Source organism: Pseudomonas sp. 1152_12 (assembly GCF_052850675.1).
In genome coordinates this window covers 16,394-34,747 of record NZ_VXCW01000010.1, presented here as the reverse complement: position 1 = coordinate 34,747, position 18,354 = coordinate 16,394, and the positions used below count along the sequence as shown (strand labels likewise).

Below are 18,354 nucleotides of genomic sequence, written 5' to 3'. Positions count from 1 at the left end.
ACCATCGCGGCGCCGAAGCGATTGGTCGGCTTGCCAATGAGATGCTCCGGGAAATGGCGATGTCACGCCAGGTTCTGCAAGCGCAGCAAGCCGTCACCATCGTGCTGGACGCTCAACTGCTCATACCCGTCAATACAAGCATGTGCCGTCACCATGGGCGTCAAGTGCGTCGAGGTCACAACTACCACAGCGGCACCCGCCGCCTCCCCCGCTCGAATCCCTACCGTCGCATCCTCGAACACCAGGCAGTCTTGCACGGATACACCTAGACGCTGCGCCCCAAGTACATAACAGGCAGGGTTCGGCTTTCCATTGGCGACATCCTCGGCGGTGACCAGCACCGCCGGCGGCGAAATACCTGCTGCTTGCAACCGACGCAGCGCCAGCGCCTTGGGAGCAGAAGTCACTAACGCCCATTGATCGCCTGGCAACCGGTTTAAAAACTCAATGGCACCGGGAATCGCAACAACACCTTCGACATCATTCAACTCAGCGTCGGTAATCCACTGCGCTTCAACCTCCGGGTCAACGTCGGGGAGTGCTTGCCGGGTGATGGTGTCGATGGCGCGCGCACCATGAATGGTGCTCAGGAAGGCCGCCACATCGAGGCCGTGGCGTTCAGCCCAGAGACTCCACACCCGCTCGGCGGCTGCGATGGAGTTGAGCAAAGTCCCATCCATATCGAATAGAAAGGCGCGGAAGCGTTGAGTAAATACGGCTGGACCTGGGATGGACAATGCTTGGCTTTCCTTTAATCGTTAGTTAATGCTGACCCCGATGCAATCTACGGATCCCCCTCACACTTGTAAACGCTGCGCGCGGACACCCACGCTCTTGCATTACAACCTTGTAATCAAGCTGTAAGTCTTGTTAGCACCCTCACTTCATACAGTGGAGTCGCCAGTCACCGCCATACAAAACCCGCTGACCCCGGCCGCAGATGACGTCGAGCTACTTTTCGCCAGCGTCCCACGCCAAGGAAGTCACTGACCTGATCCTCGAAGCGTCCGGTCGCCAGCCTTAAGTCACTCATTAAGAACTTGTCATGATCCTGTTGGCTGGCTGTTTGGGGCGCCTGGTTACTGTGAACCCGCTGCCAAGACTCGGCAGCCAACCTTTAAAGAGAGCTACTGCCATGAAACTGTTTATCTTAGGTTTTGCCGCTTTACTTGCCACCGGCTCCGTGTTTGCCGCCGATACCACGCCTGCCACAAACGTGATCCACGACAAGACCGGTTTCTTCGTGCACCTGGATGTCGACAAAGTCCTGTCGACCACCGACACCTACGGCCAGTGCGGCGTCGTTCCGGCCCGCCTTGACTACCTCGACCATCAAGGCCGCGAACATGTGCTGGACTACCAGGTGCAGGGCACTGGTTGCGCCAGTGACAATTGATCCGGCTACACTTGCGCCACGCACAGAGCCAGAGCACTTCCCATGAATATCCTCGTAGTCGAAGATGAACCCAAGGCTGGTAATTATCTGCTCAACGGCCTGCAGGAACTGGGTTACTCCGTGAGCCTCGCCCGGGATGGCGTGGACGGCTTGCACCAGGCGCTGGAAACGCCCTTCGACGTCATTGTGCTGGATGTGATGATGCCGAAAATGGACGGCTGGGAAGTACTGCGCCGCCTGCGCAAAGAAGCCGACACGCCGGTGTTGTTCCTCACCGCTCGCGACGACATCGCCGACCGCATCAAGGGCCTGGAATTGGGCGCCGATGATTACCTGATCAAACCGTTCTCCTTCGCCGAACTGGTCGCGCGCTTGCGCACCCTGACACGCCGCGGCCCGAGCCGCGAAGAAGAACAGCTGCACGTGGCCGACCTGCAAATAGACGTGCTCAAACGCCGTGTCACGCGCGCCGGTACACGCATTACCCTGACCAATAAAGAATTCGCCCTGCTGCATCTGTTCGCTACCCATCAGGATCAAGTGTTGTCACGCTCGATGATCGCCTCGCGGGTTTGGGACATGAACTTCGACAGCGACACCAATGTAGTCGACGTCGCCGTACGGCGCCTGCGCCTGAAGATCGACGACCCGTTCCAGCTCAAGCTGATCCATAGCGTGCGCGGCATTGGCTACCGCTTCGATACCCAGCCATGAACAATCGCCGACATTACTCACTGACCCTGCGCCTGGCGCTGATCTTCGCCTTGCTCGCCTTCGCCCTGCTGGCCACGCTGGGTGTAGCGCTGTACCACGAACTTGAGCGCGAACTGATCAAGCGTGACGATGGCGCACTGATCTATCGCGCCGATCAATTGCGCAACTTGCTCAACGACAGCAACACGCTCGACCTGATCAAGACCAAGCCCCAGCTGTTCCAGAACATGCTGGGCAACAGCGAGTCGGTGCTGAGCATCGCCGCCCCAGGGCAGAAGCCATTGCTGCTGATCAACCCAGGCAACATTGAAATACCGAGCGTCACGCCCGTGCCGAAAGACCACGCGCTGGGCTTCTCTGATGTGCACCATTTACCTGGGCTGAACGGCGTGCCCTTCGCCACCGTGGCAGCCTCCATCGACTCCGGCGACCTGGGCAGCCTGCAAGTCACCACCGGGCGTTTGATGACCGAGCGCACAGCCATGCTAGCCAGCTATCGTTTCAGTGTGTTTGTGCTGGCCTGCATCGCGTCGATCATTCTCGCCTTGGTCGGCTACCTGCTGGTGGACCGTGGGCTGCTGCCGTTGCGACGCCTGGCTAAGCACGCCCAAGGCATCGGCATTGGCAACCTGGCTGAACGCCTCAGCAGCCACGGTACGCCGAAAGAGCTGTTGCCGATGATCGACTCGTTCAACACCATGCTAGAACGGCTGGCCAAGGGCTTTGTGCAACTGGGCCAGGTGTCCACCGACATGGCTCACGAACTGCGCACGCCGATCAACAACCTGCTGGGCGAAACCCAGGTTGCCTTGCAACAAAACCGCAGCATCGAAAGCTACCAGCAGTTGCTCGCCTCCAATGTTGAAGAGCTCGAACGCCTGGCAAGAATGCTCGACAACATGTTGTTCCTCGCCCGCACCGACCCGGCCAGCGCTTTGCGCCAGCGCCAGGAGCTGAGTGCGGCGGATGAAGTGGAGCGTATGGCTGACTACTTCGAAGGGTTGGCGAACGATGTGGAGATCAGCATTCTCGCGCAGGGCGCAGGCGTGATCTGGGCCGAGCCGATGCTGCTGCGCCGGGCGCTGGCAAATCTGTGTGCCAACGCCATCAAGTACGGCGCGCCGAGTTCGGAGCTCCTGATTCAAGCAACGCCCGATGCAGAAGGCATCAGCCTAAGCGTTAGCAACCGCGGTGAAACCATCCCCGCCGAGCACCTGCCCAGGCTGTTTGAGCGGTTCTATCGGGTAGACGCGTCACGGGAACGTTCGAGCCAGTCAAACGGGCTAGGGCTATCGATTGTTGCGACCATTATGCAGTTGCATAGCGGTCGTTACAGTGTCACCAGTGAGGCGGGGGTGACGTGTTTTGAGTTGTTTTTCCCGAGGCGGGAAGCCTGAAAGGCTCGACCAGAATTCGGCAGGTCAGCTGACCTGCCCACCGGTTTGCGCGATATCCACCTGCGTATCCCAGGCCGCTTGTACCGCAACCCGTAGCCCTTCAACCAACGTCTGCATTGCCATCCACGACTGCACCGAAGTAGCGACTTGTTCCGGCTTGCTGGGCGGCACGTGGATAAAACCACTGCGTATAGCCGTACCGGCGAGCGCGTGCTGCAGCAGGTAAAACACCTGATTACACACGAACGTGCCCGCCGTCTGCGAGACCGACGCCGCAATCCCGGCCTCGCGCACCGCATTGACCATGGCCTTGATGGGTAACGTGCTGAAGTACGCAGCGGGCCCACCGTCCACCACCGCCGTGTCGATAGGTTGCTCGCCCAGGTTGTCGGGGATGCGTGCATCGTTCACGTTGATCGCCACCCGCTCAATCGAGATATCACTACGCCCAGGCCCGAGCCCCGTGGCGATCACCATCACCGGGCGCAGTTCAGCGATCAACTGGGCCAGGCATTCCCATGCCGTGGCAAACGCACAGGGCAGTCGACGCGCGACAATGTGTACTTCGTCGCCCAGTTGCACGCCATCTAACTGGCGTGCAGCCTCCCAAGACGGGTTGATCAGGTCGTGGTCAAAGGGCTCGAAGCCCGTCAGCAACACCGTGTGCATTTTGGCCTCACATCAACAGATAGAGCAGAACAATATTGACCACCAACATCATCAACGCCGTCGGCAGTTGGGCCTTGATGACCGCGTTCTTGTCCGGCAACTCCAGCAGTGCCGCCGGGACGATATTGAAGTTGGCAGCCATCGGCGTCATCAACGTACCGCAATAGCCGGAGAACATCCCGATCGCCGCCATCACCGCCGGGTTACCGCCATAAATGCCCACCAGCACCGGTACACCGACACCGCCGGTCATCACCGGGAAAGCTGCAAAACCGTTACCCATGATCACGGTGAACAGGGCCATGCCCAGCACATAGACCATCACCGCCACCAACTTGAAATCCAGGTTGATGTAGGTGGTGGTGACATGGGCGACGGCCGTACCGACACCCGCTTCATTAAACAACAGACCGAGCATTGCCAGCATCTGCGGCAGCACCATGGCCCAGCCCAGGGCCTCGGTCAGGCGGCGGGATTCGCGCAAGGCTTGCACCGGTGTATCACGGGTCAGCCAACATGCGAGGCCGAGGGCGATCAAGCAGCCGATACCCAACGATACAAAGGTGGTGTTTTTCGGGTCCAGCAGCGGCACGCCACCGATTTCGGTGTGTTTTAGCAGTACTGAGCCAATCACAGTAGTCAGGGGAATGGCCAACGCCGGGATAAACAGCTTATGGCCTAGACGACCGGCACTCGCGCGGGACGCCTTGTCATGCAGTTCAGCATGCTTGCCACGGCCGACGCCTCCGAGGCCCGCAATCAGTGCCATCACCACCACACCGACACCGATGACCACCGACGGCAGGCGTTCGCCTATCAGGAACGGAATAGCAAACAGCAGCCAAAAGAGTGCGGTGGACCAACGCTTTGGGTGGGTTCGGTCAAAAAGGATCATGCCTGCGGTGATCAACAACAGAATACCGGCAAGCCAATATAGGTATTGGATGGAGATGATCATCGCGCAGCCTCCACTGGAGCGGCGACGGGTGTCATCTCGCGGGTAAGCCTTCGATCAAAGCGATGCAGGCGAATCGCATGGATGATAAACGCACAGATCGCTGTCGGGATGCCCCACACCGCAATGTGCAATGGCTCCACATCAATGCCCGAGCCCAATAGGAAGGTGTGCATCAATGCAATCGCACCAAAAGCGACAAAGATGTCCTCACCGAAAAACAGCCCGACGTTATCGGTCGCCGCACACATGGCCAATACTTTATGACGCAGTTTGTCCGGCAGCTTGCCATAGCGTTTTTCCGCCGCCCCTTCGGCCATCGGCGCCAGCAGCGGCCGTACCATTTGCGGGTGCCCGCCCAGGCTGGTCAGCCCCATGGCTGCCGTGGACTCGCGCACGAACAGGTAGATGATCAACAAACGCCCGACCGTGGCGCGCTCAAAGCGCGCAATCCAGTTCTGCGCATGCAAGCGCAGGCCATGGCGCTCAAGGAGGCCAATGACCGCCAGCGGCAGTAACAGGATCAGTTGCAGGGCACGGGTTTGAAGGAAACCTTCACCCATACTGGCGAGGATTTTTTCCAACGGAAAGTGCGCAGCAAGCCCGGTGGCGATGGCGGCGGCGGTGACCACCAACAGGGGATTGAAGCGCAAGACGAAGCCAACCACGATGACAAGTACGCCGATCAACGGCCATAGGTTCACAACAGTTTGCATGACGGTGAGGTCCTTGAATGCGCGCTGCGGCGCCATTACAGCAGGATGTGAACATAAGGTTCACAGCATGAAAGTAGCGTGCAGCCCGGCGCGGTTTTTATTGTTGACCTGGAAGGTCGAGCGTCAGTGGCGGCAACTTTGCTGCTTGGGGGCGGGAGGTGTCCAACAAGAAAAATTGTTGCTGCAAACCAATAAATTTTGTGGGTGATTGGCGCCAGCTGATCTGGCGCCGTGCGGAGATTCAAGCCAGGCGTTTTTGGAAAAAGTGCCGCTGATGCCCTATCGGGTAGTCGGTAATATGACCAAATTCACTGAAGCCCAGTTTTCGATAAAAACCCGGCGCCTGGAAGCTAAACGTGTCCAGCCAAATACCAACACATCCCCGCTCGCGGGCCAGGTCTTCAGCGGCGCGCATCAAACGTGTACCAGTGCCTTGGGTACGCATCTGATCGGGGATGCTCAGAAGCTCTACAAACAGCCAGCCATAGGAAATCTTCCCGTAAAGGCCACCCACCACCTCTTGTGAAGCAGGGTCGCGCAGTAAAATCCCTACGGTTTCGAAAGGCATTTCGCCGGTATGGCTGAGGTTATACGCCCTCAGCGGCTTGAGGATGGCCTCACGGTCCTGCGCCGTTACGTCGAACGACACTTCCATCACCCATTCCATCGTAAACTCCTTGGTTTGAATTCAATCGCTCGCCAGTATGCCCAAGCCACTGTGACTTGAGCAGCGCTTCATAATCGGCGCAGATCTGCGCGCGAATCATCAACGCCGCAGTGCCCAACGCCACAGCATCCTGCCCAGCAGTCCTGATTTGAATGCGTAGGCATGAGGCACAAAGCCGCTGATCAGGAGTGTCTGCGGGTCGAGCACCGCCCCTTGAATGTTGATGGCTTGGCGCAAGGCCGGTGTTGAGGGGCTGGAGCAAGCGTGCTCAATCGCACCGGATCGGCTCGACCGTGAAGAATCCTGTTCCACACCTATACTCAATGAAGCCGTGCGCGTTCTTGCGCGTCGCTGACGGCACGACCGCCGACGAAGAGGATAGCCATTATGTACGCCGGACACATGAGTATGACCACAACCAATGGCGAAATTCGCTGCCAGATGGTTGTTCAGATCATCTGCCTGTTGTCGGTGGCTACGCTGTTCTGCTGACCCAAACCAGCCCTCCAACGTGAGCCGCACAGCGGCTTGGCGATCTATCGACTGAATTCCATGCAACAAAAAAGGGCCCACCTTTCGGTGAGCCCTTCTAGACCGCCCAGCAGAGCGGATTTTGTTTGGTAGGCGCGATTGGACTCGAACCAACGACCCCCACCATGTCAAGGTGGTGCTCTAACCAACTGAGCTACGTGCCTGCTGTGAGGCGGCATTCTACGGAATTGTGGAGGGGTGTCAACATCTTTTTTGCAGCTAAGCCTATGAATATGCGAATTATTTATTTTCGACAGGTGCACTCGAACTTTTCGGGTGACTGGCAGGCAATTTTCAACTCAGGTAGGATCTGAGCACTCGTAAAAAATATAAAACAGAGGTTCCAGGATGGCGAACACCCCCTACCCCCAGTCGTATTACGCGGCGTCCGCTAACGCGGTTCCGCCTCGCCCAGTACTGCAAGGTGAAGTCGAAACTGACGTGTGCGTGATTGGCGCTGGCTACACCGGCCTCTCCAGCGCACTGTTTTTGCTGGAAAACGGTTTTCGCGTCACCGTGCTGGAAGCCGCCAAAGTGGGGTTTGGCGCGTCGGGCCGTAATGGCGGGCAGATCGTCAACAGCTACAGCCGTGATATTGATGTAATCGAGCGCAGCGTTGGCCCCAGGCAGGCGCAGTTATTAGGGCAAATGGCGTTCGAAGGCGGCAAGATCATTCGCGAGCGCGTGGCCAAGTATCAGATCCAATGCGATTTGAAAGACGGCGGCGTGTTCGCCGCGCTCAATAGCAAGCACATGGGCCATCTGGAGTCGCAGAAACGTCTGTGGGAGCGCTACGGCCATACGCAGCTAGAGCTGCTCGACGAGCGCCGTATCCGCGAGGTCGTGGCCTGTGACAATTATGTCGGTGGTCTGCTGGACATGAGTGGAGGGCACATTCATCCACTCAATCTGGCACTGGGTGAAGCGGCAGCCGTGGAGTCGCTGGGCGGCACGATCTACGAGCAATCGGCCGCGGTACGCATTGAGCGCGGGGCCAACCCGGTGGTGCACACCGCCGAAGGCAAGGTCAGGGCTAAATTCATCATCGTCGCGGGCAATGCCTACCTGGGGAACCTTGTGCCCGAGCTGGCGGCCAAGTCGATGCCATGCGGCACACAGGTCATCACTACGGCGCCCCTGGGTGAAGAACTTGCCAGGACATTGCTGCCGCAAGATTACTGCGTCGAAGACTGTAACTACCTCCTCGATTACTACCGCCTCACCAGCGACAAGCGCCTGATCTTCGGCGGCGGCGTGGTGTACGGCGCGCGCGACCCGGCCAATATTGAGGCGATTATCCGCCCGAAGATGCTTAAGGCCTTCCCGCAACTCAAGGACGTGAAAATCGATTACGCCTGGACCGGCAACTTCCTGCTGACCCTGTCGCGCCTGCCGCAGGTCGGCCGCCTGGGCGACAACATCTACTACTCACAGGGCTGCAGCGGCCATGGCGTGACATACACGCACCTGGCGGGCAAGGTACTGGCGGAGGCACTGAGAGGCCAGGCGGAGCGTTTTGATGCGTTTGCTGACCTGCCACACTACCCGTTCCCGGGCGGGCAACTGTTGCGTACGCCGTTCGCGGCACTGGGCGCCTGGTATTACGGGTTGCGCGATAAGTTGGGGTTCTGACCCCATTCAGTTGCGGGGGCGGGCTTGCGCGCGCCCCAGATTATTTGACCGCGGCACATCTGGAAGCAAATCGCAGACACAAAAAACCCCGGTCTTTCGACCAGGGTCTTTGCTATCGGATCAAAGTCAGCCAGAGGCCTTCTTTGTGCTTCAAGGCGTTCAGTGGGCCTTGAGGCATATATGGCGCAGCGGACGGGACTCGAACCCGCGACCCCCGGCGTGACAGGCCGGTATTCTAACCGACTGAACTACCGCTGCGTATCGCTTGACCGGTTGAGCGTAAACCCTCAACCGTCTTATAACATCTGATCGTTCAGCCTTGGCTGTTCAATCTCAGCCCCGACAAATCGGACCTGGAAAATATGGCGCAGCGGACGGGACTCGAACCCGCGACCCCCGGCGTGACAGGCCGGTATTCTAACCGACTGAACTACCGCTGCGCGTCGGTGCAACCTTTAACGTTGCGTCTTACCCTAAGGTAAAACTCTCAAGAAGTGGTGGGTGATGACGGGATCGAACCGCCGACCCTCTGCTTGTAAGGCAGATGCTCTCCCAGCTGAGCTAATCACCCTTTGCTTCGTTGAGGCCGCGAAATTTACGCAGATAGCGGACCTAAGTCAATAGCCTGCTTGAAGTTTTTCTGAAAAAGACAAAATGACTTCAAGACGGCTGCCCGCCCTACTCGCTGTAAATCATCTTCTTGCTCATGCCACCGTCCACCACAAACTCCTGGCCGGTGACAAAGCCCGCCTGACGCGACAACAACCACGCCACCATCGCCGCCACGTCCTCGACCGTGCCTACCCTGCCCGCCGGATGCTGGGCATGGTCGACATCGGTCAAAGGCTCAGCACGCCGCGCCGCAGGATCACGTGCATCGATCCAGCCCGGGCTGACCGCATTCACCCGCACCTCAGGCCCAAGGCTCATGGCCAAGGCGTGAGTGAGGGCCAACAGGCCGCCTTTGCTCGCCGCATAGGCCTCGGTATCAGGCTCCGACTGACGCGCGCGGGTCGACGCCAGGTTAACGATGGCACCACCGTGGGCACGCAGGTAAGGCGCACAGTGCTTGGCCAACAGCATCGGCCCGCTGAGATTTACCGCCAATACGCGGTTCCAGTAACCCAGGTCGAGGCTTTCCAGGGTGATATTGCGCGGGTCGGCCACCGCCGCGTTGCACACCAACGCATCCAGGCGTCCGAACTGCCCCAGCACCTCAGCAACGCCCTGGGCGACTTGCTTCTCATCCGCCACGTCCATGGTGATAAACCAGGCGTTGTCACCCAGCACCTTGGACACCTTCGAACCGCGCTCGCGATCCAGGTCGGCCAGCACCACTTGCCAGCCTTCACTGATCAGCCACGCGGTGATACCGAGGCCAATGCCCCGCGCCGCGCCCGTCACCAGTGCAACTCGACCGTTACCGGTCGCCACAGCGTCCATGGACCACTCGATCACAAGGCAGCCAGCCCGCGGGCCAGGTCAGCCTGCACGTCAGCCACGTCTTCAAGGCCCACCGCAATGCGAATCAGGCTGTCACGGATACCCGCCGCTTCACGCTCTTGCGGGGTCAGGCGGCCGTGGGAAGTGGTGCCTGGGTGAGTAATAGTGGTTTTGCTGTCACCCAGGTTGGCGGTGATGGAGATCAGGCGTGTCGCATCGATAAAGCGCCAGCCCCCCTCTTTGCCACCCTTCACTTCGAAGCTGACGACCGCACCGAAACCACGCTGCTGGCGCTGGGCCAATGCGTGTTGCGGGTGGCTCTTGAGGCCCGCGTAGTGGACCTTTTCGATACCGTCCTGCTGCTCCAGCCACTCGGCCAGGGCCTGGGCGTTGGCGCAATGGGCCTTCATGCGCAGGCTGAGCGTTTCCAGGCCTTTGAGGAAGATCCAGGCATTGAACGGGCTCAAGGTCGGGCCAGCGGTGCGCAGGAACCCCACCACTTCCTTCATCTGCTCGCTGCGGCCAGCAACCACACCGCCCATGCAACGGCCCTGGCCGTCGATGAACTTGGTGGCCGAGTGCACGACGATGTCCGCACCCAACTTCAACGGCTGCTGCAACGCAGGCGTGCAGAAGCAGTTGTCGACCACCAGCAAAGCCCCCTTGGCGTGCGCCACTTCGGACAGTGCGGCGATATCCACCAACTCAGCCAACGGGTTGGACGGTGACTCGACAAACAGCAATTTAGTGTTGGCCTTAATTGCCGCATCCCAACCGGACAGGTCCGCCAAAGGCACGTAATCCACCTCGACGCCAAAACGCTTTAAGTACTTCTCGAACAAGCTGATGGTCGAACCAAACACGCTACGCGACACCAGCACATGGTCGCCAGCGCTGCACAGGCTCATCACTACCGCCAGAATGGCAGCCATGCCGGTTGCCGTAGCCACCGCCTGCTCAGCGCCTTCAAGGGCCGCGATACGCTCCTCGAATGCACGCACGGTCGGGTTGGTGTAGCGCGAATAAACATTGCCCGGCACTTCACCGGCGAAACGCGCTGCGGCGTCGGCAGCAGTGCGGAACACATAGCTTGAGGTGAAGAACATCGGATCACCGTGCTCACCTTCCGGGGTACGGTGCTGGCCGGCGCGCACAGCCAGGGTATCGAAAGCTACGCCATCGAGGTCGCTGTCCAACCGACCGGCATCCCATTCCTGACTCATGCTGCGACTCCTTACTCAATGCTTTATTTAAGATACAAAACCGGCCCCTCAGGGCCGGAATTTACTCAGTTGTTGTACAAGTCGATGATCGCACTGACCGCCTGAGTCTTGATCTTCGACGAGTCGTTACGCGCCTGCTCGATCTTGTTCAGGTAGGCCTCGTCGACATCGCCGGTCACGTACTTGCCATCGAACACGGCGCAGTCGAACTGCTCGATCTTGATCTTGCCACCACCCACGGCTTCGATCAGGTCCGGCAGGTCCTGATAGATCAGCCAATCGGCACCGATCAGGTCAGCCACATCCTGAGTCGACCGGTTGTGGGCGATCAGTTCGTGGGCGCTCGGCATATCGATACCGTACACGTTGGGGTAACGCACGGCAGGTGCGGCGGAACAGAAGTACACGTTCTTCGCACCGGCTTCGCGGGCCATCTGGATGATCTGCTTGCAGGTGGTGCCGCGTACGATGGAATCGTCCACGAGCATCACGTTCTTGCCGCGGAACTCCAGTTCGATGGCGTTGAGCTTCTGGCGTACCGACTTCTTGCGCGCCGCCTGGCCCGGCATGATAAAGGTGCGACCGATGTAGCGGTTCTTGACGAAGCCTTCGCGGAACTTGACGCCCAAGTGGTTGGCCAACTCCAGCGCCGCGGTACGGCTGGTGTCTGGGATCGGAATCACCACGTCGATATCGTGCTCAGGACGCTCGCGCAGGATCTTCTCGGCCAGCTTCTCGCCCATGCGCAGACGCGCCTTGTACACCGAGACGCCGTCGATGATCGAATCCGGACGCGCCAGGTAGACGTGTTCGAAGATGCACGGGGTGAGTTTCGGCGCAATTGCGCACTGACGGGTGTGCAGCTTGCCGTCTTCGGTGATGTACACCGCTTCGCCTGGCGCAAGGTCGCGGATCAGGGTAAAGCCCAGCACGTCCAGGGACACGCTTTCGGACGCGATCATGTACTCGACACCTTCGTCAGTGTGACGCTGGCCGAATACGATCGGGCGAATGCCGTGTGGGTCGCGGAAACCGACGATGCCATAACCGGTGATCATGGCCACCACCGCGTAGCCACCGACGCAACGGTTGTGCACGTCAGTCACAGCGGCGAACACGTCCTCTTCGGTCGGCTGCAGCTTGCCGCGCTGAGCCAGCTCGTGCGCAAACACGTTCAGCAGCACTTCCGAGTCGGAGTTCGTGTTGACGTGGCGCAGGTCAGATTCGTAAATCTCCTTGGCCAGCTGTTCAACATTGGTCAGGTTACCGTTGTGCGCCAGGGTAATGCCATAAGGCGAGTTGACGTAAAACGGTTGAGCTTCGGCCGACGTCGAGCTACCGGCAGTCGGGTAACGCACATGACCAATACCCATGTGCCCGACGAGGCGCTGCATGTGACGTTGGTGGAACACGTCACGCACCAGGCCATTGTCCTTGCGCAGGAATAACCGGCCGTCGTGGCTGGTCACAATACCGGCAGCGTCCTGGCCGCGGTGCTGGAGGACGGTTAGCGCGTCATACAGCGCCTGATTGACGTTCGACTTACCGACGATACCGACGATGCCACACATGCGACGCAACCCCTACTTAATGAATCTTGACTGAACACAACTTACTGAGGCGTTTTGGCCGGTAAGAGGTGCTCCTTGAACGGAAGATCAGCGGGTACGCTGATTCCGCTGGCCAGCCACTGACTGCTCCACCCCAAAATGAGGTTTTTAGACCAGTCTGCAACCAATAGAAATTTTGGCACGAGTACCGACTCCTGCCACCACGAATCCTGCTGTACCGGCCCCAGACTCAACAGCCCGACCGCCACAACCACCAGCAACGCCCCACGCGCTGCGCCGAAGGCCATGCCGAGGAATCGATCGGTCCCTTCGATGCCGGTGACACGTATCAACTCGCCAATAAGATAATTGACCATTGCTCCCACCAGCAGCGTGGCGATGAACATGATGGCGCAGCCCGCGATGACGCGAGCCGAAGGTGTTTCGATGTAACCGGCCAGGTAAACCGACAGTGAACCACCGAACATCCAGGCTACGACTCCTGCGATGATCCAGGTCAGCAACGACAGTGCTTCTTTTACGAAGCCGCGGCTTAGACTGATCAAAGCGGAGATGGCGACGATTGCAACGATCGCCCAATCAACCCAGGTAAATGGCACAGTGCAGCCTACGTACGGATAAGGCGGCGCATTTTAGCAGAGCGCCGGGCTATCGGTAAGCTGTGATTACGGGTGCTTTGCAAATCAATGGGTTGGCAATCTTCAGACCACCACAAAACCAATGTGAGAAGGAGCAAGCCCCCTCCCACATTGACTGTAGTTCAAGCTGGATCGATGCGAATCAGCCGCGCTCAGGCTGAAAACGCACCACAAAACCATTCAGATTCTGCTGACGGCCCAGCAAGTCCCGCAGGCGATCCGCCTCGGCACGCTCGATCAGCGGCCCGACAAACACGCGATTCTTGCCATCGGCACTGCGGATATAGGCGTTGTAGCCCTGGGCGCGCAGTTTTTTCTGCAAGGCCTCGGCACTTTCACGATTGGCCAGGCTGGCGAGCTGGATCGACCAACTGATCGGCAAGCCATTCGGGTCGATGCGGCTTTGGCCCACATCGGGCTTACCCGGCGCTGCAGGTTGCGGCGCCACCGGCTTAGGCGCGGGGGCTGGCGCGGCCGGTTTGGCAGCGACGACTGGCGCGGCTGGAGCAGGCGCCGGCCTGGCCGCCGGAACACTCGGTTGCACCGGCATGGTCGGTGCTTGCAACGCAGCCACCTCCTCATCGCTCGGCACAGGCTCTTCAGGCAATGCTTGCGGATCGGGCACCACCACCGGCTCAACCTGAACCTGAGGCACCGTCGGTGCCTGGGGCATGGCTGGCGCCTCAACCACTACCTGGCGCTGTTCATCCTGGCGGGAGAACAGCATCGGCAGAAAAATTACCGCCAACGCCACCAACACCAGGGCTCCAACCATTCGCTGCTTGTATGCGCTATCCAGTAATGCCATGTGCAGCTTCCTCCGTGGAGCGCCGGGCCAACCACTCTAGCGCCTCGGCAACACAATAAAATGATCCGAACAACAGAATATCGTCATCGGCCGTGGCCACCGCACACTGCGCTTCAAGCGCCGCGGTGACGCTTGTATACGACGCCACCGATGCACCAAGGTTCTCCAAGGCGACTTCCAGCTCGGCGGCCGGACGACTGCGTGGCGTATCCAGCGGCGCAACTGCCCACGCCTGGACATTACTCAGCAACGGCGCAACCACGCCGTCCAAGTCTTTATCGGCCAACAGCCCGAACACCGCCAGGCGGCGACCGACTGGCGGGGTACGTGACAGGCGCTGCGCCAAGTACTCAGCGGCGTGAGGGTTATGCCCCACATCCAGCAACAGGTTCAGACGCTTGCCTTCCCACTCGAAAGTGCGGCGATCCAGGCGCCCTACCACGCGGGTTGCCAGCAATGTGGCAGCAATCTGCTCGGCATCCCACGGCAGATCCAGCAGCAGGTAGGCCTGCAGCGCGAGCGCAGCATTTTCCATCGGCAGGTTCAGCAGCGGCAGATCACGTAATTCGACCATTTGGCCACGTACGTCATGCCCACGCCATTGCCAATACTGAGCACCAATCTCCAGATTGAATTCGCGACCACGCAGGTAAAATGGGCAGCTCAGCTCGCGCACCTTGTCGAGCAAGGGCTGCGGCGGGTCCAGATCACCACACAGCGCAGGCTTGCCCTGGCGGAAGATCCCGGCCTTCTCAAAGGCCACCGACTCCCGAGTATTGCCCAGGTAATCGGCATGGTCGACGCCAATACTGGTGACCAGTGCCAGGTCGGTATCCACCACGTTGACTGTATCCAGACGCCCACCCAAGCCGACTTCCAGGACCACCACGTCCAATTGCGCGCGCTCAAACAGCCAGAGCGCCGCCAGTGTGCCCATCTCGAAGTAAGTCAGGGAAATCTCGCCGCGCCCGACATCCAATGCGGCAAAGGCTTCGCAGAGCTGCTCGTCAGTGGCTTCGACGCCATTGAGCTGCACCCGCTCGTTATAACGCAGCAGGTGCGGGGAATTGTAGACGCCAACTTTTAGCCCTTGGGCTTGCAGCAACGCCGCGACAAAGGCGCAGGTAGAGCCCTTGCCGTTGGTGCCGGTCACCGTGATCACACGCGGCGCCGGCCGCCCCAACCCAAGGCGGGCCGCTACCTGTTGCGAGCGCTCCAGCCCCATGTCGATGGCTGACGGATGCAGCTGCTCAAGGTAGGCGAGCCATTCGCCCAGGGTACGCTGGGTCATAGGTTTGCAGGCACCGGCGGCACAACGATCGGCTCGATTTTAGGCGCGACGTACACAGGAGTCGGCAGGCCCATCATTTGCGCCAGCAGGTTACCCAGACGTGGACGCAGCTCGCCACGGGCGATGATCATGTCGATGGCGCCGTGCTCCAGCAGGAACTCGCTGCGCTGGAAACCTTCCGGCAGTTTTTCACGAACGGTTTGCTCGATCACACGCGGGCCAGCAAAGCCGATCAGGGCTTTAGGTTCGCCGACGATCACATCACCCAGCATCGCCAGGCTAGCGGAAACACCGCCGTAGACCGGATCGGTCAGCACGGAGATGAATGGAATGCCTTCTTCACGCAGACGCGCCAGTACCGCGGAGGTCTTGGCCATTTGCATCAGGGAGATCAGCGCTTCCTGCATACGCGCACCTCCGGAGGCGGCGAAGCAGATCATCGGGCAACGATTCTCCAGGGCGTAGTTGGCGGCACGCACGAAACGCTCACCGACGATGGCACCCATAGAGCCGCCCATGAAGGAGAACTCAAACGCCGACACCACCACCGGCATGCCCAGCAGCTTGCCGCTGACGGAAATCAGTGCGTCTTTCTCGCCGGTCTGTTTCTGCGCAGCAGTCAGACGGTCTTTGTACTTTTTGCCGTCGCGAAACTTGAGGCGGTCAACCGGCTCCAGGTCAGCGCCCAATTCGGCACGGCCATCGGCGTCGAGGAAGATGTCGATGCGCGCGCGAGCGCCGATGCGCATGTGATGGTTGCACTTGGGGCAAACGTCCAGGGTCTTTTCCAGCTCGGGGCGGTACAGCACCGCGTCGCAGGATGGGCACTTGTGCCACAGACCTTCAGGAACCGAGCTTTTCTTCACCTCGGAACGCATGATCGAAGGGATCAGTTTGTCTACTAACCAGTTGCTCATGCTTTCTTTCTCCAGTACCGGTGGCTTGAACACAGCCCCGCGTATGCCCTTGAGCTAAATTCATTATGTGGCGATGACACAAGGCTGGACGGGGTCAGACGTTCGACCGGCCATTTCCTGCCTGTATCCTCAGCCTTCCAGACAACCTGCCAGCGCAGGGTTGCCACTTCATTTCCGGGCCTCCCGCAGGCGGCGCCGGTGCTGTTTTACACAGTGGTAGTTATGGACGGCGGCAGACTGCCAGCCGTCACATCGCCCCCCTGCTGTTGCGCACTGCCTGCATGAATGCGCGAATCTTGTGGTGATCCTTGATGCCCTTGCCCTGCTCCACCCCACCACTGACATCCACGGCATAGGGCATGACCTGCTCGATGGCCGCGCCAACATTCGTTGGGCTGAGCCCACCGGCCAGGATGATCGGCTTACTCAGCCCCTCGGGAATCAACGACCAGTCAAACGCCTCACCCGTGCCACCGGGAACGCCTTCTACATAGGTGTCCAACAGAATCCCGCGAGCGCCAGTATAGGCAGCACATGCAGCGGCGATATCATCCCCAGCCTTGACGCGCAACGCCTTGATATACGGGCGTTGATAACTTTCACACTCATCAGGGCTTTCGTCGCCGTGAAACTGCAGCATGTCGAGCTGCACGGCATCCAGGGTTTCGTTGAGTTCGCAGCGACTGGCGTTGACGAACAAGCCCACGGTGGTCACGAACGGCGGCAGTGCGGCGATGATCGCCCGCGCCTGCACCACATTCACCGCCCGCGGGCTCTTGGCATAAAACACGAAACCGATGGCATCCGCCCCCGCTTTGACTGCCGCCAGCGCGTCCTCTATGCGGGTAATCCCGCAAATCTTGCTGCGAACGGCTGACATGTCGTAGAAACCTCAGGGTTGGACCGATAAAGTCCCGGATGGTAACAAAAGCTTTTCCGGGCGTCAGCCGCCAAGTTCGCTGAAACCCGTGAGGAAGTGTGGCCCGATGAAGCGATCCGGCAATTCAAACTCGTCGCGGTACTCCACATCCACCAGGTACAGGCCGAACGGATGTGCAGTCACGCCGCCGGTACGGCGAATGCGACTTTCCAACACTTCCTTGGCCCACTCCACCGGACGCTCGCCCGTGCCGATGGTCATCAACACGCCGGCGATGTTGCGCACCATATGGTGCAGAAAGGCACCGGCACGGATATCCAGCACGATCATCTTGCCGTGACGGGTCACACGCAGGTGATGGACTTCCTTGATCGGCGACTTAGCTTGGCACTGGCCGGCACGGAAGGCACTGAAATCATGCACACCAACCAAATGCTGCGCAGCTTCGGCCATGCGCTCGGCATCCAACGGGCGATGGTTCCAGGTGATTTCCTGATTGAGGTGCGCGGGGCGGATCTGATCGTTGTAGATCACGTAGCGGTAGCGCCGGGCGATAGCCTTGAAGCGCGCATGAAAATCCGCAGGCATGACCTTGGCCCAGGTGACGCTGACGTCATGGGGCAAATTGATATTGGCGCCCATCACCCACGCCTTCATCGTGCGCTCGGCCTGAGTATCGAAGTGCACGACTTGGCCGCAGGCGTGCACACCGGCGTCGGTACGCCCGGCACACATTAGCGACACCGGCGAATCGGCGACCTTCGACAAAGCGTTTTCGAGGGTTTCCTGCACTGTCAGCACACCAGAGGCCTGGCGCTGCCAGCCGCGGTAGCGCGAGCCTTTGTATTCCACGCCCAGGGCGATGCGATTAAAGCCTGCGGCCGCCATTTCGGCAGCCGCGTTATC

Annotated in this window: 18 protein-coding genes and 4 tRNA genes; 4 read left to right on the top strand and 18 right to left on the bottom strand. The window is 59.6% G+C overall.

The annotated features are described in order from the left end of the window. Positions 1 to 62: 62 nt before the first annotated feature. On the bottom strand, positions 63 to 737 hold the full coding sequence (locus FW764_RS19230) for an HAD-IA family hydrolase (RefSeq protein WP_446435218.1): 675 nt from the start codon (positions 735 to 737) through the stop codon (positions 63 to 65). Positions 738 to 1,135: 398 nt separating this feature from the next. On the opposite strand from FW764_RS19230, the gene FW764_RS19225 reads away from it, so the two are divergent. Genes FW764_RS19225 through FW764_RS19215 form a run of 3 tightly spaced genes read left to right on the top strand, consistent with a single transcriptional unit; the run spans position 1,136 to position 3,507 of the window. After that, positions 1,136 to 1,396, top strand: a complete 261-nt coding sequence (locus FW764_RS19225; RefSeq protein WP_446435217.1) for a DUF2790 domain-containing protein — start codon at positions 1,136 to 1,138, stop codon at positions 1,394 to 1,396. Between the two features lie 42 nt (positions 1,397 to 1,438). Next, entirely contained in the window at positions 1,439 to 2,110 is a 672-nt protein-coding gene (locus FW764_RS19220; RefSeq protein WP_446435216.1) for a heavy metal response regulator transcription factor, read from the top strand. After that, on the top strand, positions 2,107 to 3,507 hold the full coding sequence (locus tag FW764_RS19215) for a heavy metal sensor histidine kinase (protein ID WP_446435215.1): 1,401 nt from the start codon (positions 2,107 to 2,109) through the stop codon (positions 3,505 to 3,507). The genes FW764_RS19220 and FW764_RS19215 overlap by 4 nt, the downstream gene beginning before the upstream one ends. A 24-nt stretch (positions 3,508 to 3,531) precedes the next feature. Here the strand turns inward: FW764_RS19215 and pcp are convergent, their stop codons facing one another. The 5 genes from pcp to FW764_RS19190 all read right to left on the bottom strand — a co-directional run bounded on the left by pcp (position 3,532) and on the right by FW764_RS19190 (position 7,209). Further along, entirely contained in the window at positions 3,532 to 4,176 is a 645-nt protein-coding gene (gene pcp, locus FW764_RS19210) for a pyroglutamyl-peptidase I (RefSeq protein ID WP_446435214.1), read from the bottom strand. A gap of 7 nt (positions 4,177 to 4,183) precedes the next feature. Further along, complete coding sequence (locus FW764_RS19205; protein WP_446435213.1) at positions 4,184 to 5,134, bottom strand: DUF979 domain-containing protein; 951 nt, start codon at positions 5,132 to 5,134, stop codon at positions 4,184 to 4,186. Then, the gene (locus tag FW764_RS19200; protein WP_446435212.1) at positions 5,131 to 5,847 is read right to left on the bottom strand and encodes a DUF969 domain-containing protein; all 717 of its coding nucleotides are present in this window, start codon (positions 5,845 to 5,847) and stop codon (positions 5,131 to 5,133) included. Before FW764_RS19200 ends, FW764_RS19205 begins: the two co-directional genes overlap by 4 nt. Before the next feature lie 241 nt (positions 5,848 to 6,088). Then, positions 6,089 to 6,514 carry a GNAT family N-acetyltransferase gene (locus FW764_RS19195; RefSeq protein WP_446435211.1) on the bottom strand — a complete coding sequence of 142 codons (426 nt, stop codon included), beginning with the start codon at positions 6,512 to 6,514 and terminating at the stop codon, positions 6,089 to 6,091. 618 nt (positions 6,515 to 7,132) lie between these two features. Continuing rightward, a tRNA-Val gene (locus FW764_RS19190) sits at positions 7,133 to 7,209 on the bottom strand. 184 nt (positions 7,210 to 7,393) lie between these two features. On the opposite strand from FW764_RS19190, the gene FW764_RS19185 reads away from it, so the two are divergent. Next, positions 7,394 to 8,677, top strand: a complete 1,284-nt coding sequence (locus FW764_RS19185) for an NAD(P)/FAD-dependent oxidoreductase (protein WP_446435210.1) — start codon at positions 7,394 to 7,396, stop codon at positions 8,675 to 8,677. 181 nt (positions 8,678 to 8,858) lie between these two features. Here the strand turns inward: FW764_RS19185 and FW764_RS19180 are convergent. From FW764_RS19180 to truA, 12 genes are all read right to left on the bottom strand, one after another. Further along, a tRNA-Asp gene (locus tag FW764_RS19180) sits at positions 8,859 to 8,935 on the bottom strand. Positions 8,936 to 9,040: 105 nt separating this feature from the next. Continuing rightward, a tRNA-Asp gene (locus FW764_RS19175) sits at positions 9,041 to 9,117 on the bottom strand. A 55-nt stretch (positions 9,118 to 9,172) separates the two neighbouring features. Further along, positions 9,173 to 9,248: transfer RNA gene (locus FW764_RS19170), tRNA-Val, on the bottom strand. Positions 9,249 to 9,355: 107 nt separating this feature from the next. Next, positions 9,356 to 10,120 carry an SDR family oxidoreductase gene (locus FW764_RS19165; protein WP_446435209.1) on the bottom strand — a complete coding sequence of 255 codons (765 nt, stop codon included), beginning with the start codon at positions 10,118 to 10,120 and terminating at the stop codon, positions 9,356 to 9,358. 11 nt (positions 10,121 to 10,131) lie between these two features. Further along, entirely contained in the window at positions 10,132 to 11,343 is a 1,212-nt protein-coding gene (locus tag FW764_RS19160; RefSeq protein WP_446435208.1) for an O-succinylhomoserine sulfhydrylase, read from the bottom strand. A 65-nt stretch (positions 11,344 to 11,408) separates the two neighbouring features. Beyond that, positions 11,409 to 12,914, bottom strand: coding sequence for an amidophosphoribosyltransferase (gene purF / locus FW764_RS19155; RefSeq protein WP_083357737.1), 1,506 nt, complete (start codon positions 12,912 to 12,914; stop codon positions 11,409 to 11,411). 41 nt (positions 12,915 to 12,955) lie between these two features. After that, positions 12,956 to 13,513, bottom strand: coding sequence for a CvpA family protein (locus tag FW764_RS19150; protein ID WP_014719151.1), 558 nt, complete (start codon positions 13,511 to 13,513; stop codon positions 12,956 to 12,958). Between the two features lie 181 nt (positions 13,514 to 13,694). Then, the gene (locus FW764_RS19145; protein WP_446435207.1) at positions 13,695 to 14,360 is read right to left on the bottom strand and encodes an SPOR domain-containing protein; all 666 of its coding nucleotides are present in this window, start codon (positions 14,358 to 14,360) and stop codon (positions 13,695 to 13,697) included. Continuing rightward, on the bottom strand, positions 14,344 to 15,651 hold the full coding sequence (gene folC / locus FW764_RS19140; protein WP_446435206.1) for a bifunctional tetrahydrofolate synthase/dihydrofolate synthase: 1,308 nt from the start codon (positions 15,649 to 15,651) through the stop codon (positions 14,344 to 14,346). The genes FW764_RS19145 and folC overlap by 17 nt, the downstream gene beginning before the upstream one ends. Then, on the bottom strand, positions 15,648 to 16,568 hold the full coding sequence (accD, locus tag FW764_RS19135) for an acetyl-CoA carboxylase, carboxyltransferase subunit beta (protein WP_083357734.1): 921 nt from the start codon (positions 16,566 to 16,568) through the stop codon (positions 15,648 to 15,650). The genes folC and accD overlap by 4 nt, the downstream gene beginning before the upstream one ends. A gap of 247 nt (positions 16,569 to 16,815) precedes the next feature. After that, a complete protein-coding gene (locus FW764_RS19130; RefSeq protein ID WP_446435205.1) occupies positions 16,816 to 17,448 on the bottom strand; it encodes a phosphoribosylanthranilate isomerase in 633 nt (210 codons plus the stop codon). Positions 17,449 to 17,511: 63 nt separating this feature from the next. Beyond that, positions 17,512 to 18,336, bottom strand: a complete 825-nt coding sequence (gene truA, locus FW764_RS19125) for a tRNA pseudouridine(38-40) synthase TruA (protein ID WP_407020241.1) — start codon at positions 18,334 to 18,336, stop codon at positions 17,512 to 17,514. Between the last annotated feature and the right edge of the window lie 18 nt (positions 18,337 to 18,354).

What these genes read in the sequence shown, in the direction of transcription:
- truA (WP_407020241.1), bottom strand. Translation starts at nt 18,336, where the DNA reads ATGGCGGCCGCAGGCTTTAATCGCATCGCCCTGGGCGTGGAATACAAA.
- FW764_RS19145 (WP_446435207.1), bottom strand. Translation starts at nt 14,360, where the DNA reads ATGGCATTACTGGATAGCGCATACAAGCAGCGAATGGTTGGAGCCCTG.
- folC (WP_446435206.1), bottom strand. Translation starts at nt 15,651, where the DNA reads ATGACCCAGCGTACCCTGGGCGAATGGCTCGCCTACCTTGAGCAGCTG.
- FW764_RS19225 (WP_446435217.1), top strand. Translation starts at nt 1,136, where the DNA reads ATGAAACTGTTTATCTTAGGTTTTGCCGCTTTACTTGCCACCGGCTCC.
- FW764_RS19215 (WP_446435215.1), top strand. Translation starts at nt 2,107, where the DNA reads ATGAACAATCGCCGACATTACTCACTGACCCTGCGCCTGGCGCTGATC.
- pcp (WP_446435214.1), bottom strand. Translation starts at nt 4,176, where the DNA reads ATGCACACGGTGTTGCTGACGGGCTTCGAGCCCTTTGACCACGACCTG.
- FW764_RS19185 (WP_446435210.1), top strand. Translation starts at nt 7,394, where the DNA reads ATGGCGAACACCCCCTACCCCCAGTCGTATTACGCGGCGTCCGCTAAC.
- FW764_RS19165 (WP_446435209.1), bottom strand. Translation starts at nt 10,120, where the DNA reads ATGGACGCTGTGGCGACCGGTAACGGTCGAGTTGCACTGGTGACGGGC.
- FW764_RS19220 (WP_446435216.1), top strand. Translation starts at nt 1,439, where the DNA reads ATGAATATCCTCGTAGTCGAAGATGAACCCAAGGCTGGTAATTATCTG.
- FW764_RS19205 (WP_446435213.1), bottom strand. Translation starts at nt 5,134, where the DNA reads ATGATCATCTCCATCCAATACCTATATTGGCTTGCCGGTATTCTGTTG.
- FW764_RS19200 (WP_446435212.1), bottom strand. Translation starts at nt 5,847, where the DNA reads ATGCAAACTGTTGTGAACCTATGGCCGTTGATCGGCGTACTTGTCATC.
- purF (WP_083357737.1), bottom strand. Translation starts at nt 12,914, where the DNA reads ATGTGTGGCATCGTCGGTATCGTCGGTAAGTCGAACGTCAATCAGGCG.
- accD (WP_083357734.1), bottom strand. Translation starts at nt 16,568, where the DNA reads ATGAGCAACTGGTTAGTAGACAAACTGATCCCTTCGATCATGCGTTCC.
- FW764_RS19130 (WP_446435205.1), bottom strand. Translation starts at nt 17,448, where the DNA reads ATGTCAGCCGTTCGCAGCAAGATTTGCGGGATTACCCGCATAGAGGAC.
- FW764_RS19195 (WP_446435211.1), bottom strand. Translation starts at nt 6,514, where the DNA reads ATGGAATGGGTGATGGAAGTGTCGTTCGACGTAACGGCGCAGGACCGT.
- FW764_RS19160 (WP_446435208.1), bottom strand. Translation starts at nt 11,343, where the DNA reads ATGAGTCAGGAATGGGATGCCGGTCGGTTGGACAGCGACCTCGATGGC.